The 13,981-nt window shown below is 52.7% G+C and carries 11 protein-coding genes and 1 pseudogene; 9 read left to right on the top strand and 3 right to left on the bottom strand.

All coding sequences use genetic code 11. The annotated features are described in order from the left end of the window. Nucleotides 1–74: 74 nt before the first annotated feature. Nucleotides 75–260, bottom strand: coding sequence for a hypothetical protein (locus tag ABKA16_RS04980; protein WP_381000381.1), 186 nt, complete (start codon nt 258–260; stop codon nt 75–77). A 474-nt stretch (nt 261–734) separates the two neighbouring features. Between ABKA16_RS04980 and ABKA16_RS04975 the strand changes: the two genes are divergently transcribed. After that, nucleotides 735–1,634: a hypothetical protein gene (locus ABKA16_RS04975; RefSeq protein ID WP_381000383.1), complete on the top strand. Its 900-nt coding sequence runs from the start codon at nt 735–737 to the stop codon at nt 1,632–1,634. Nucleotides 1,635–2,276: 642 nt separating this feature from the next. Here the strand turns inward: ABKA16_RS04975 and ABKA16_RS04970 are convergent. Both ABKA16_RS04970 and trxA read right to left on the bottom strand, forming a co-directional pair. After that, nucleotides 2,277–3,317 (bottom strand): G5 domain-containing protein, encoded by a 1,041-nt coding sequence (locus ABKA16_RS04970; RefSeq protein ID WP_381000385.1) that lies wholly within the window; start codon nt 3,315–3,317, stop codon nt 2,277–2,279. Between the two features lie 260 nt (nt 3,318–3,577). Then, entirely contained in the window at nt 3,578–3,931 is a 354-nt protein-coding gene (trxA, locus tag ABKA16_RS04965) for a thioredoxin (RefSeq protein ID WP_381000387.1), read from the bottom strand. A 956-nt stretch (nt 3,932–4,887) separates the two neighbouring features. Here trxA and ABKA16_RS04960 point away from each other — a divergent pair. The 8 genes and pseudogenes from ABKA16_RS04960 (at nt 4,888) to ABKA16_RS04925 (ending at nt 13,979) form a co-directional block, all read left to right on the top strand. After that, nucleotides 4,888–5,523, top strand: coding sequence for a DUF4916 domain-containing protein (locus ABKA16_RS04960; RefSeq protein ID WP_007148039.1), 636 nt, complete (start codon nt 4,888–4,890; stop codon nt 5,521–5,523). After that, a complete protein-coding gene (locus ABKA16_RS04955) occupies nt 5,523–6,527 on the top strand; it encodes an alpha/beta fold hydrolase (protein WP_381000390.1) in 1,005 nt (334 codons plus the stop codon). The genes ABKA16_RS04960 and ABKA16_RS04955 overlap by 1 nt, the downstream gene beginning before the upstream one ends. Nucleotides 6,528–6,991: 464 nt before the next feature. Next, nucleotides 6,992–7,363, top strand: coding sequence for a glycine cleavage system protein GcvH (gcvH, locus tag ABKA16_RS04950; RefSeq protein WP_381000615.1), 372 nt, complete (start codon nt 6,992–6,994; stop codon nt 7,361–7,363). Continuing rightward, nucleotides 7,338–8,930: an App1 family protein gene (locus tag ABKA16_RS04945; protein ID WP_381000391.1), complete on the top strand. Its 1,593-nt coding sequence runs from the start codon at nt 7,338–7,340 to the stop codon at nt 8,928–8,930. The genes gcvH and ABKA16_RS04945 overlap by 26 nt, the downstream gene beginning before the upstream one ends. A 1-nt stretch (nt 8,931) precedes the next feature. Continuing rightward, a complete protein-coding gene (locus ABKA16_RS04940; protein ID WP_381000393.1) occupies nt 8,932–11,463 on the top strand; it encodes a S9 family peptidase in 2,532 nt (843 codons plus the stop codon). A gap of 54 nt (nt 11,464–11,517) precedes the next feature. Next, complete coding sequence (locus tag ABKA16_RS04935; RefSeq protein ID WP_381000394.1) at nt 11,518–13,053, top strand: lipoate--protein ligase family protein; 1,536 nt, start codon at nt 11,518–11,520, stop codon at nt 13,051–13,053. Nucleotides 13,054–13,178: 125 nt separating this feature from the next. Next, nucleotides 13,179–13,442 (top strand): annotated as a pseudogene (locus ABKA16_RS04930) (ribosome maturation factor RimM); the annotation flags it as partial. A 78-nt stretch (nt 13,443–13,520) separates the two neighbouring features. Beyond that, nucleotides 13,521–13,979 (top strand): ribosome maturation factor RimM, encoded by a 459-nt coding sequence (locus ABKA16_RS04925; protein ID WP_434156717.1) that lies wholly within the window; start codon nt 13,521–13,523, stop codon nt 13,977–13,979. The last annotated feature ends 2 nt before the right edge of the window (nt 13,980–13,981 follow it).

The following is a 13,981-nucleotide window of genomic DNA, read 5'->3' as shown; positions in this document are numbered from 1 at the left end:
ATTATCGCCGTTATATCGGGGTATATCCGAGGCAGCTCTAGTTAAAACCGTACCTGTATCTCTTTTCTCTCTCTTTATCTCGCTCTCTCTTCCTCTCTCTCGCTCTCTCTTTTTTCCCTCGAAAAAGAAACGATCCACTTGTCTCTTCTTTCTTTTTCCCGCACAAAGAGCATGCTTACCCGCGTATTTACCTCTATACTTATCTGCGCACACAGCCATCCCTCAGCCTCGCCTTCCCGCTTACCTCTCCTCCAACTCATTCCTCCTCCAACTTATCTCGCCTCCAACTCACTTTTCCTTCAACTCACCTCTTCTTCAACTCACCTAAAACGTATTTACGATACTGGGATCATTGAATATCTGCCCGTCATCAAAATGTATCTTCGAATTGGGTGAGACGGATCCAGCGCAGGAGAAATTATCTTGACCTCACTGAACTGTACAGGCCGAAATTGTGGAGTATGGATCATAAGACACAAAGCGTAAATCATAAACTACAATGCATAAGATATAAGGCATGAACTATAAACCATAAGTTATTAAGTCATATATCCCAGATCATAAACCATAAATAATGTCAACAATAAGATCATGCGTTTTATCCACATTCGACCACATTTACCAAGGACTCTGACTTCAGTGCCGGAAATACTTTAGACTGATAACGCGAAAACTGTAAAAGAAGATCATAAATGGGGAAGTAGCCACCTAGCGGTAACGGAGGTATAGGCAGAATGGTGGAAATGGTGAGCCCGCCAGGCCTAATGCTTTTCCGGCAGCCTGGCAAGTTCGAGATTATGAGGTACGCTGCCTGGGAACGGCAGCAAGAAGCGCTGCAGGTTTGTTCCGGTATACAGATGAGAACGAAACATTGTATAGTGGCGAGCCACTATACGGCAGCTGCTCTTCTCGGCGTACCCGTGCCTAAAAGGAAGCCAGGCCGGTCATTTCTAGTTGTGCGGCATAAAAAGGACCGGATAAGGTTAAAGAATGTCAGCTGCCGCTATTGGAAAAATCTGGATATTCCAGGCGCCCTCGTTGATATGGGAGATTTTCAGTGTGTGTCTCCGGAAGCCCTTTTTGTCCAGATGTCAATGGAACTTTCGCTGGAACAGCTGATCATTTTTGGCGATTCACTGATATGCAGAGATCGCCGGCTCAGGCTGACAACTATACGGAACATCAGGCACTTTATTATGCTGTGTGATCGTTGCCGCGGGATACGGAAATGTATAAAAGCGCTGTTCCGGATGTGTGAGGGCACTGATTCACCTCAGGAGACGAAGCTCAGGCTTGATCTTATCCGCTATGGTCTGCCGAATCCGTGTGTGAATCATCTGTTAAATAATAATTATATTGATTTGAGCTATCCAGAGTCAAAGATCGGTATCGAATACGATGGCCTGCATCATTTGGGGCAGATAAGTAAGGATCATGAGCGGGCCAATGGGATACAGGCTGAAGGATGGCATATTCTTACAGTCGATAAATATATTACAAGGAATTGGGCAAGCTTTATTAAATTTATAATTAACCTCTATGACCTTTTACGTATGAGAAATACCTCAAAAATATCTTTATTGAGGATTCCGCTTTCAGTACCCCAGATATGTGATCGCCGGCGGAGGCTGTGATTATTGAATAACCTGATTTTGTACGATCCGCTATGAGGCTGTATTATCCTGGTGCAGCCCGTACAAATGGATTCCTGCATCTTTCATAATGGTGGGTATTCCGTTGGGCAACAACCAAGATGCTAGGATATTTATAAAATCCGCTTAAGGCAATTAATTTGCTGCTCCTGTAGTTTTTAGTAACGCCTCACTGGTGCAGCTATATATGTATGATATCTTTATGATGCCGGCAGAGGTAAATGGCTACCGTAAAGATTTGTGATCGCTGATTATTTTTCGCAGCATATCTATCTTTTTCTTCGACTTTCCGTCGCCCCCCTATTCCTTTTACTCTCCCACTCAATATTTTGAGGAATTCCCTGAGGTACCCTCCTCATCGGCTCACCCAACGAGGAATTATATTTCATGATTTATTGAGAATTATGAGGAGAGTATTTTACATCTGCGCGTTAGGTGAGGGGGCAGGGGTAGAGAAGTGGAGGACAGGGGGAGGGAGAGCGAGACAGGGGAGTTAGAGAAGAAAGCAGGATGTAAGAGATAAAATGAGATAAAAAAGGTAGGCAACCACAAAATGGCTGCCTACCTTATGTCCGTTTTCATAAAAGGGATGTACAGACCAGTGCGGTCAGGACACGCTATGTATTAATACCATCCGGTTTTACGCGAATGTGCCCAAGCGCCGCAAGGCGTTGAGTATCGGCCGGCAATATAATTGAGGCCCCAGTTAATCTGTACTGTAGCATCGGTCTGCCAGCCTGCGCCCATCTTAGAACCTGGCAATGCTTGCGGGATCCCATAAGCACCCGATGGGTTGGCGGCGTTTGAACGCCAGCCGGATTCTTTCTGCCAGAGCTGCACCAGGCACGTAAATTCGCTTTCGCTCCAACCACGTGCAAGCACTTTTGAGTGAGCATAAGACTGTGCATCGCCTACCGGCATTGTTGTCCCATAACTCGCTGAGGAAGAAGAGGAAGGAGACGCTGATTTACGTTCAGAAGTAGAAGTAGACGCTGCCCTCTTCGTCCCTACAAGGATGACCTTGTTAATTGGCGCATTCTTCACATATTCCGTGATAGTGTTAGTGGCCAAAGTCTCGGTGCCATTCTTAGTCACCAGATTGGTGATTTCCATGGTACCTTCCTTACCTTCGGTCTCAACTTTAATGCTGCCGGATGGAAGGGAATCATCATTCTTCCGGATCACATTGAAGGGGATAGACTGCTCAAGGGTCTGGATCTCTGAATTGGTACTCGTAATTTTAATAACGGTAGATTCATTGACCTGATCGTCAAGGGAAGGGGAAACCGTGTCGTCATTTGTCAGAGTGATATTCCCGGCCTGCAGGACAGACTTCACTGTAGTAAATCCGCTTCCAGCGACCATACGGAGCTTTCCGTTGATCTCAACCCGCACATACGTAGTGTTCCTGTCTGCTCCGCCGCGATGCTCTTCAAGGGCTTCGCGGATCGTGCTTCGTGATACGTCCTGAGAACCGTCTTTCAGATCGCTTACTGAGTATTCGGTGATACGCGACGCACGCGATCCCGAATTCCGCCACGCAGCTATTGCCCCGCCAGTAGCAATCAGAACGACTGCAATCGCAGCAGCTGCTGCGCCTATCCACTGCTTTCGCGTGAAACGGCTAAAAATCGATCCTTTGCGCTCTATGTGACGTCCAGCCATAAAACTCCTTAATGCCATCCATCTGATAGCAACGACTTCACATTTTAGCAAGTGTCATAAACATCATTGGAAATATTTGCCTATTGCAGTATCCGCGTATCCAGCCAGTATGGTCCCGCTGTTTTATAACAGAATACTTCGCAGCAGGCGATAGATAAGAGGATGCCAGGGAATCCGATATCAGTTGCCCATATACTTATTCGCCTGCACAAGAGGCATGCATGGGGTGAAGCGCAGCTCGGGAGCCAGCGAAGGTTGCCTTACGCCTGCTGGGCTGGTTCCGCCTTGCTTACATCCAGATCTTTCGCCTTCTGTATCAATTCATCCAGATCGGACTTCCTTAACGCGCCGGCCTCTTTATAGATCGTTTTGCCGTTCTTGATGATCGCCAGAGTTGGGACGGCCTGTATCTCAGCATTTGCAGCCAAATCCTGATTCTGGTCAATATCTACCTTGCCGAAATATACATCAGCATTCTCATCGCTGGCCTGCTCGTAAATAGGGCCGAAAGCCTTGCAGGGGCCGCACCAGGTAGCCCAGAAGTCGATAAATACAAGATCGTTATTTTTGATAGTCTCGTTAAGATTCGTAGAGGTTATTTCATGCGTTGCCATTTGGCGCCTTTCTGTTCCTTAATGTTTATGGTTACGATTCAATGTTCTCAACTGTGGAGGCAGCCTTTATATTCCCCGCGGATTCGCTCCGGGCGATGAGAGGGCATTGGATTTGGGGAAGAGCGGGTCTGAGGCGGGGCGATAAGCCATGCCAGGCTGGAAGATGCGCGGCGGCGGTCAGATGGGAATCAGGCAGAGATGTTAGCGGGTACGTAGGGTGGGCAGGGGCAGCAGGAGGAGATAGGAAGGGAAACAGGAGGGTGTTAATGACCCGAGTGGGTGGGGACCGCCTCACCCAACTCGAAGATACATTTTGGTGATGGTTGGATATTCAATGATCCCGGTATCGTAAATACGTTTTAGGTGAGTTGGAGGAAAGGTGGGTTGAAGAAGAGGTGGGTTGAAGAAGAGGTGAGTTGAAGAAGAGGTGAGTTGGAGGCGAGATAAGTTGGGGGAGGAATAAGTCGGAGGAGAGATGAGCGGGGAGGGGTGAATTGAAAAGAGGACCGATAACGGTGTGCAGGTAGTAGATGAAAGAGGTGAGTAGGGAGGCGCGAGTTGAAGAGAGGGGCGAATGGGGAGGGGTAAGTAGAAGGGGCGAGGGGAGTATGCGAGTAGGTGAACGGATGGGAAGATGATACAGAGAGAGAAATCGTAGGTAAGTACGCAGGCACGTACGTTTCGGGATGAGGCCAGAGGAGGAACGGTGATGAGGAAAGAGATATGAGGAGGAAACAGAGGGAAAGCCAAACGTCAGAGACGTATCGCTGCAACGTATATGGTAAGCAGGGACGGTACCGCAACAGCGGCATACGTGATAACGGCATAAGTAAGGATAGGCAGGAAAGTCAGGGACGTCCAATTTCCCGGGCTATGGATCCAGATTTTGCTGTATTCTGTTTTGCCTCACGTTATCTTTACTGCACGTTATCAGCTGGACAGGGCATAATAAGGATATGCCAGTTTTGAATGATGAGATCCCGGATCCCGGTGATTTTGATGCCGGCCGTGACCGGAGCGGTTTTGGCGGTGACTCCCCCAACGATTTCATTCATGGGATGGGAGGTTCTAATCCGCCGGGCTGGCTTGCTAAGGATGAGATAGACGGTATCCGCAGGGAGGTGCCCATCCCTTATGTCATCGTAGTGCCGGTGCGAACGGATGACCTCGGCCGCATCCGGCAGGTCGGGACGCTTCTTTGCGCCAATGACGATAACGATGTAGCCCTGAGGCGGACTCTGATATCAGGGCGTATCCTTTACCATGAGTCGATCAGGGAAACGATTGCCCGCAATATTTCAAAAGATCTGGGGGATCTCACACTCTCATTCCTACCTCCTACGATACAGCCTTTTACCGTTGCGCAATTCTTCCCAACGCCGGGCTTCTCAGATTATTATGATCCCCGGCAGCACGCAGTAGCTTTATGCTACATTATCCCGATAGACGGCGATGTGAAGCCGCAGGATGAGACATTAGATGTGGAATGGTCCGATCCGGCCGATGCCCTGAAACCGGAGTTCCTCCGCCAGCTGGCCCACGGTATGGATCACATACTTGTCCAGGCACTCAGCGGAAGCGGGATGCTGTGATGGCCGGCCACGATAATACGCTGTCCCGCCGTAGCAACGCTGCGCCGAGGACGGATACCGCAGCTGCAGGGCATGGGGACAGCAGTGCAGTCGCGGATCCGTCCGGTCAGGCTGAAGGAATCATGGCTGCCATGCCTGATGACATGGAAATAGTGACTTCTGTATACCGTGAGGGAAACAAAGGCGATATACCCGTTGTGCTGCTTCACGCTTTTCCGGTAGACCATCGTGTATGGGACAGATGCGCCCAGGAACTGATCCGCATCTCGGAAGAGGAGCATGAAAACTATCCGATCTTCGCTCCTGATATGCCCGGCGCAGGCATGAGCCCGCTCCCTGAGCCAGGCTTGACAGGTCCCGTGGGTGAAGATGGGTCATATCCTGAGGCCTGCAGCAGGCTTGCCGCTTCCATTGTCATGGCCATTAAAGATATGGGCTATGACCGGGCAGTATGGGTCGGGATTTCCATGGGAGGCTATCTTGCGCTGGCTATCCAGCGGCTGTTCCCTGAATCTGTAGCGGGATTCGTCCTGTGCGATACACGCGCGGAAGAAGATGCCCCTGAAGCGCGTGCCGGACGGCTGGGCATTGCGTCTGAGGCTTTGGAAAGCCATTCAGTCAGCCCCGTCCTGCATTTTGCGCGGCCTCAGAAGGGTGATTCAGCGTTTAAGCAGTCGGCGGAATTCGTTGATACGTTTACCCGGTGGATTGATGAGCAGAGCCCCGCGGGGCTGGCCTGGCGTGAGCGTATGGCTGCCGGCCGCCGCAATGAGGTTGCCACGTTGTCTTCGGTTACGGCTCCGGCTGCAGTGGTCAGCGGGGAACTGGACAGATCCAGCGGACCATCTGTTATGAGGCCTGTCGCCGAGGCGATGGTGCACGCAGATGTGAAGTTTTATGAGATCAGGGATTCCGGGCATTTCTCCTGCTTTGAAAAGCCGCAGGAAGTAGCTCTGGCCATTGAGGATGCAGCCCGGCGGGCTTCACAGACGGTACAGCGGTAAGAGGGCGTTTGCTACTGTGTCGGCCAGGTTATACCTTCAGCATCTATTGATTTATGGTTTATGGTGATGCGTATGGATAGGGGAAACTCCTGCACGGCGAATTCTATGATTTACTGTGTACGTGCGTATGCGCAGCACCTCACGTGAAGTGCGGGCAGCATAAACTGTACAGGCTGTACAGATTGCAGAGTACCGGCAAAACAGTAGGGGAGCCGCATAAAATAGTTAAAATAGTACAATATAGAATAAAAAGGATAAAAGGCAGATTAAAGATTAATCTGAAAGGCAACAGTACACACGTGGGAGATATGGACATGGACAGCAACGAGATTGGTTTTGATACCGGCAGCGACACAGACGGAGGCGTTGATCCGTTCGGCAGCCCCGCCGCTGACAGCGGAGCGAGGGCAGGCCGGACCGGTATAAGGACGGGGAAATCGCGGAATACAGCGGATAGTATAGACATGCCCGAAGAGCTCAGCTATTCTGAAGACCATGTATGGGTCGATACTTCTGTATCCCCAGCAGTCCTTGGGATCACGGCATATGCGGCAGATAAGATGGGGAGCTTGGTCTATATTGATTTTCCGGCGGAAGGCGACCACGTCCGGGCTGGCGACGAGGCCCTTGAAGTTGAGTCCGCTAAAGCTATCTCCCCTGTGTCGGTCCCTGTAGACGGGACTGTCCGATATATCAACAATGCAGCCGATGAAGATCCTGAAATAGTGAATAATGACCCTTACGGCGAAGGCTGGCTGATAAAAATCGAGTTAGATGATGATGAGCCTGAACTTTTAGACAGTGAGCAGTATGCAAAGATCGTCAAAAAACAGTAACCCTGCTGACAGGGACAGTTTCTGCCGCAGACAGCAGGAGGGGAAACGGACAGACCTTGCAGGCTGCATATCTGCCTGCCTGAAGCGTGCCATGCACCCGCACCGCCAGGCACGGTGCCGCCTGGAGCGGGACAAGGCACAGGCGTTCATGGATCCTGTGAGTATGATGCAGCGCCGGCTTGCGGCAGCGCAGAAAAGATACAGATACAGGTACAGCCTGCGGAGCTCACAGCGGCGTAAGGAGAATCTGCGCGAGGCCGGGGATTATGCTGCGCAGGAGCGTCTGCAGGGAGCCGCTGAACCGCCTGCCGATACGATGGAGACGATCCCGATTATTGTCAGGCGCTCTTCCACAGTGGTTGACGCTCCATCTTCAAGGGAGCTGCTGCGGCAAAGGACGCTGTCATCCCGGGCTGCCCAGAGCCTTGTGACACTGGGATTTGATATGTGGCAGGCAGTTGCCAGCGCAATCGCTGCATATATTGGCTGGAAGCCGCGTGTTGCGCCTTATGTAGGATACGGGACTACGCGGTACGTGCGGCTTATCTGCCGGACCGTGCTGGGGATGCGCCGTCTGGCCCCGGCCGGGACGGTCTCCCTGGGTATCCGCAATATGCTTATGATCCCCGCCCCCCATACCCAGGTCCGTATGACGATTGACGGGGTGCCGGTGCATACTGCGCAGGTAGGCAATTCCGAGGCCTTCGAACCGATAGGCGGTACGGAAGAGCTGAAAGGCGATTCCATTTACAGCGACAGCAAAGGGTATCTCGATCTCCTGGCCCGCAGGCGCCTTAAGACAGGGGAACATCAGGCGTCTTATAAAGTCCGGGGCCGTCAGCCAGTCGAAGCCCCTGTCTATATCTTCCCTGTAACAACCCGGGTGGGGATCATCTCTGATGTTGATGACACTATCCTGGTTTCCCAGGTGACATCAATTTTCAAGGCGGTCTATAATTTTTTGCTCCGCAGCCCCAACGAACGCGCCTCAGTGCCGGGCATGGCGGTGCTGTATGCCAGGATCAGGGACATGTTCCCCGATGCACCGTTTTTCTATCTGTCAACATCGCCGTGGAATGTTGAAACGACGATCCGCAGTTTTATTGAACGGTATGGTTTCCCCAAGGGGCCTATGCTCCTGCGCGATCTTGATCCCAGGCCGAAAACCTTTATCCCCAGCGGAGTCCAGCATAAACTCGAATTCGTCGAGCAGCTTATGAGCGATTTCCCCCGTATGAAATTTATCCTCTTTGGGGATGACGGGCAGCGGGACCCTACGACTTATGCCCGCCTGACGCATATGTATCCGGGGCGTATCATTGCTATTGGGATCCGCCAGCTGAGCAGGGAGGAAACGACCCTCCAGCAGAAGCTCAATTTAGGCACCCCTGAGGCGCCCGCGCCGGATGTACCCGTTTTTTATGGGCCTACAGGTGCCAGCCTTATGAGGTCAATGATCCCGTATCTGCAGGAAGCTGTAAAGCCTGCGAAGAAGGCCCCCAAGGGCAGGAGCAGGAATAGAAGCAGAGACAGGGGAAACGGACAGGAAAAACGAAAGCAGGACTGATATGGATTTTTTGGACCCTCCGCAGCCCCAACGGATAAAGCATATCCGGGATATTCACGGTGAAACCTTTACAGATTACTATGAATGGCTCAGGAATAAAGATTCGCAGGATGTGCAGTCGTATGTAGCAGCTCAGGATGCTTACGCGGACAAGCGCCTGGAAAAGGTAAAACCGCTGGCATCTGCCCTTTTCGACGAGCTGAAATCACACGTGGAAGAAAATGACATGTCAGTTCCCGTGAGGCTTTTCGGCTACTGGTATTTTACACGTACACAGGAGGGCAGGCAGTATGGGATATCCTGCCGGGTGCCGGTGAAATCCGACAGCGACTGGGATCCTCCGCGTATTGAACCTGGCAATAACACCCCGCTGGATGGCGAGGAAATTATTTTTGACGCGAACAGGGAAGCACAGGGGCATGACTTTTTCCGCACCGGAGGGATAGACCTCAGTGACGATGGCCGCTGGATGCTGTATCTGGTGGATACCAGGGGTGATGAGCGGTACGACTGCTATGTGCGTGATCTGGAGAGCGGCCGGCAGATGCCTGATACGATCCGCGGCATCAGCTCGAATGCGTGTTTTACGCCCGACGGGCAATGGATATTCTATACGCGGGTCAACGATGCATGGAGGCCGGATTCCGTCTGGCGGCATCGGATGGGTACTGATACCACTGAGGACAGGGAGGTCTTCCATGAAGATGACGGCCGCTTCAACTGCGGTGTAGGCCTTTCCTTTGATGAGTCGCTGATCGTCATTGAAAGCAGCTCAAAAACTACCAGCGAAGTGCGTTTCCTTGATGTCGGGGACCCCGAAGGGGAGTTCTCCACTTTTATTCCGCGCAGAGATGGCGTGGAGTATGATGTCAGCTTTGCCAAATTCGAGGATGCCAGGGAGATCCTGCGGGAGCAGGCTCAGGCTGCCCGTCTTTCGGGATCCGGGAAGGACAGTATACGGCTTGCTGAGCTGGCTGAGGGGATCAGGACTGATGAAGAAGGCAATATACCTGTTGCGGTTGTTGTCCATAATGTGTATGACCCGAATTTCCAGATAGATATTATCAATATGCTTGAAAAGCAGCCTCCTTATACTTTGGGGGATGGGACATGCATTGCGCGGGGCAGCGATTACGGCTGTGAAAAGGCTGAAGCAGAGCATCGCAGGGCTCCTGTGGATACGCCGTACAGCGATGCAGTGAATCCTGGGATACTGCAGTCGGCGCGCGGCCTGGCTATTGGCGGCCTGGGGGTGTACAGGCATTTTGTGACTCTTGCTTACCGTTCGTCCGGCCTGCCCCATATAGCTGTTGAAGTAAAAGGCCGTGCGCTCGCTGATTATGTGCTTGGCCGGCCGTGGGGCTTTACGGAACTTACAGGTCAGGATCCCCATGCGCTGTATTCTGTTGATTCAACAGGAAACCCTTCTTATGAAGCACCTACTCTTCGATACAGTTTCACCAGCTACGTGCATCCTGCACAGCTGCGTGCTTATGACCCTGCTGCCGGGAAAGATACCCTGCTGAAAGCGGCATCCGTTAAAAACTACAATGAAGCGGAATATGCTGAGCGCCGTATCTGGGTGCGTGTACGGGACGGCGAGAAAGTACCCGTATCGCTTACATGGAAACGCGGCCTGGTCCCCGCAATGGATGAGGCATGCGACAGGGATGGATGTCCGCTGGGCTTAGGCATGACAGACTATGTTCTTGATGCCCCAGGAATAGAAGAAGCCCAGAAAGCTGCAGCCAGAGTGTGGGGTGCAGCATCGGCAGTGCCGACGGCAACAGCGGCACCGATGTTTATCACGGCATACGGCTCTTACGGTATAAGTTGCGATCCTGGATTTGGCGTGCCGCGCCTGAGTTTCCTTGACCGCGGCGTGCTCCGCGCGGAAGTCCATACGCGCGGCGGCGGGGAAATGGGGCGTGCGTGGTATGAGCAGGGGCGGCGTCTGAATAAAATCAATACCTTCAATGATTTCATTGATGTGACTGCTGCGCTGCAGGCGCGGGGATGGGCTTCCCCTGAAACTACTGTTGCCAATGGCGGGTCGGCCGGCGGGCTCCTTATGGGGGCTGTAGCGAATAGGGCTCCGTTCCTTTATGCAGGGATAGAAGCAGATGTCCCATTCGTTGATGCGCTGAACTCCATCCTTGACCCGTCCCTTCCGCTGACAGTAACGGAGTGGGATGAATGGGGGGATCCGCTGCACGATAAAAATGTATACGGCTATATGCGTGCGTATACCCCTTACGAGAATGTCGCTTCTGCGCGGGAGCGTTCCGAGCTTTTCGGCACGCCGCATTTTCCCCGGATATTCATTACTACATCTATGAATGATACCCGTGTGCTCTATGTGGAACCTTTGAAGTGGCTGTCGCGCCTGCAGGAAGCTGAGGTAGGCGCCGACGCCTTCGCCAGGATCGAAACTGAAGCCGGGCATGGCGGGGTTTCAGGGCGGTATAAGGCTTGGGAACAGATATCCCTTGAAAACGCATGGTGCCTGGATGCCATGGGTATCAGAGAATGAGCGGCAGGTATCCGGCTGCCGGCACAGCCCCTGCCGCTCGGGGAGGAGAGGCTGATGGCTGACCGGTATGCGGCGCATCCGTTGCGGGGCGAGTACAAAGAGCCTGGCAGCAAGCTTGTCGCCGTAGAAATACTGCTTCCATATCCTCCTGATGGTGCGGGCAACGGCTATCCCGTTAACGGGTCTCTCAATAACGGGATTAACGGGACTAAGGGCACTGGCCCGGGCATGCCCGGAAGCCCTGCCGGGTGTGCAAGGCTTGTCGGATATGGTAGCCCCGCTGGCCCTGATCCTAGCTCTGAGGGTATGGACGTCAGTATTGACGGTGATTTCTTTATCGATGGGACTGATGAACCCGAAAAAGTGCTGGCAAGCCTTTCGCATACTGTGAAGGATTGCCTTATAAGACTCCTGCCTGATCCGGACTCGGCCGCGCTCCGTCAGGATGCCGTAGAGAGGCTGTGGTCAGCCCTGGATGAGTGGGCTGCGCAGGGGGTCTGTATGATAGGTATAGGTGCTGACGGGTTGCTGGGGGCATTGCTTGCCGCCCTTGCCAGAAGGGTGCCTGCCCATATCAATGGCGGAGGATCCGGTTCCTCCGGTCCCCGTGGCCTCCACCAGCTGAGCCCTTCAGGAGATTTTTCCTCTGCCCGGTCCTGTGCTGCAGGGAATACCGGCTCTGATGCTGCTGATACTGTCAGCCCTGCCAGTACTGATATTCTTACTGATACTGATCTTCCTGCCAGTACTTCCATCTCCGAATCTCAACTTCCTGCCCAACTTCCTGTTGCGGCCGATCCCCGCTGGCAAAAGCTTGACCTGTCTGTGATACGCGACCCCAAGCCCCTTACCCCATCAATGCAGATGGCCATAGACGAATCGTTTGCGCTGGCTGTTGCCGATGGAACGCAGGGTCCTGTCTTCCGTTTCTGGCAGTGGGCGTCAGATGCTGTTGTTATAGGCGCACACCAGTCCTTTAGCCATGAGGTCCGTAAAGAGGCCGCTGCAGAAAATGGATTTACTGTGGTGCGGCGGGTGACAGGCGGCGGTGCAATGTTTATCCAGCCCGGCAACACGATCACTTATTCGTTGTATGTGCCGCTGGGCTTCGTGGAAGGTATGGGCATAGAGGCCTCCTATGAATACTGCGACCGTTGGGTTATCGAAGCCCTCCGGGGGCTCGGGATAGATGCCAGGTACAGGCCGGTCAATGATATCGAATCGCCCGGCGGGAAAATCGGGGGAGCCGCACAGCGCCGGTTCCGATCGCAAAAAGGCGGCCCGGGCTGCCTCCTCCATCATGTAACGATGGCCTACGATATCAATGCGCAGCTTATGAGTGAAATACTCAATATTTCTCCCCAAAAAAGCGCTGATAAGGCTGTGAAATCTGCACTGAAACGTGTCGATCCCCTGAGATCCCAGACTGATCTCACCAGGCAGCAGATCATCGATTATTTCGAGCATTTCCTTTTTAAATCCCTTCCTCTGGCGGATTATGCTGATATCCAGCTGAATATCCTTAACACGGCCAGACAGCTGGATATGGATAAATATTCCAATCCTCGCTGGCTCCGCTGTATCCCCTGATCCCTTGAGATATCGCTGTTTTATTCGTATCTTGTGCTTGTTCACGGCACTTCGGTAGCATAGGGGTTATGACAAATCGTACCGGGCAGGATAAGGATAGTGCTCTTCAGCATAACGGCGGCTCCCTGCAGGGCAGCAGCCTTCCGCAGAGCGGCCTTCTGAGGGTCTGCCGTATCGGGCGTGCTCAGGGGCTTAAAGGCGAGGTAAATGTACAGGTTTTTACTGATACCCCTGAAACGCGCTTTGCCGCAGGGTCTGTATTGGCTGACGGAAGCGGGAAACTGTATGCGGTAGAACGGTCAAGGACTTTTAAGGACCGCTGGATAGTGAAATTTGCGGATATCAATGATCGTAATGCATCGGAGGAGCTTAAAGGGACAGTGCTGTTCATAAAGAAATCTGCCGGCAAATCTACCGGCACAGGATCCGGCAGCGCCCCTCTTCCTCTTAATGGGGCTGCCGCAGGCATGCCCGGCGTGCCCCCTGCTCTTGATACTGCTCCTGATGCGCCTGGTGCTTCTGGCAGGTCCCCTGCTGCGGCAGACATCCTCCCGCTCTCCAATACCGGCAGTGGTCCGGCTGATGAGGATGGCGGGAATGATAAAACTGGCAGAGAGACCGGCAGCGATAATGATGGATGGTATCCCGATGAGCTGATCGGCTGTGAAGTGCTGCAGGTCAATGACCATGCTGAAGCGCTTGCGGCAGATTATGATGGAGTGGATGCGCATACTGTCGGGAAGATCGCTGGCGTCAGCCTCAATGGTCCGCAGGCCCTTATCGAGGCGAAGCTGAACGGTGATGATGCCCCGGAGCATAAAGGCAAACATGTGCTGATCCCGTTCGTCGAAGAGATCGTTCCGATTGTTGACCCTGCCGAGGGATATATTCTTATTGATCCCCCTGTAGGGTTATTCGACCTATAAAC

It is taken from the genome of Scardovia wiggsiae (assembly GCF_051045985.1).
GTDB classification, from domain to species: domain Bacteria; phylum Actinomycetota; class Actinomycetes; order Actinomycetales; family Bifidobacteriaceae; genus Scardovia; species Scardovia wiggsiae.
This window is presented reverse-complemented; position numbering and strand designations above follow the sequence as displayed.

Coding starts and splice junctions, on each gene's coding strand:
- ABKA16_RS04945 (WP_381000391.1), top strand. CDS start 7,338: ATGCAAAGATCGTCAAAAAACAGTAACCCTGCTGACAGGGACAGTTTC.
- trxA (WP_381000387.1), bottom strand. CDS start 3,931: ATGGCAACGCATGAAATAACCTCTACGAATCTTAACGAGACTATCAAA.
- ABKA16_RS04970 (WP_381000385.1), bottom strand. CDS start 3,317: ATGGCTGGACGTCACATAGAGCGCAAAGGATCGATTTTTAGCCGTTTC.
- ABKA16_RS04935 (WP_381000394.1), top strand. CDS start 11,518: ATGGCTGACCGGTATGCGGCGCATCCGTTGCGGGGCGAGTACAAAGAG.
- ABKA16_RS04960 (WP_007148039.1), top strand. CDS start 4,888: ATGCCAGTTTTGAATGATGAGATCCCGGATCCCGGTGATTTTGATGCC.
- ABKA16_RS04980 (WP_381000381.1), bottom strand. CDS start 260: ATGAGTTGGAGGAGAGGTAAGCGGGAAGGCGAGGCTGAGGGATGGCTG.
- ABKA16_RS04940 (WP_381000393.1), top strand. CDS start 8,932: ATGGATTTTTTGGACCCTCCGCAGCCCCAACGGATAAAGCATATCCGG.
- gcvH (WP_381000615.1), top strand. CDS start 6,992: ATGCCCGAAGAGCTCAGCTATTCTGAAGACCATGTATGGGTCGATACT.
- ABKA16_RS04925 (WP_434156717.1), top strand. CDS start 13,521: ATGCCCGGCGTGCCCCCTGCTCTTGATACTGCTCCTGATGCGCCTGGT.
- ABKA16_RS04955 (WP_381000390.1), top strand. CDS start 5,523: ATGGCCGGCCACGATAATACGCTGTCCCGCCGTAGCAACGCTGCGCCG.
- ABKA16_RS04975 (WP_381000383.1), top strand. CDS start 735: ATGGTGGAAATGGTGAGCCCGCCAGGCCTAATGCTTTTCCGGCAGCCT.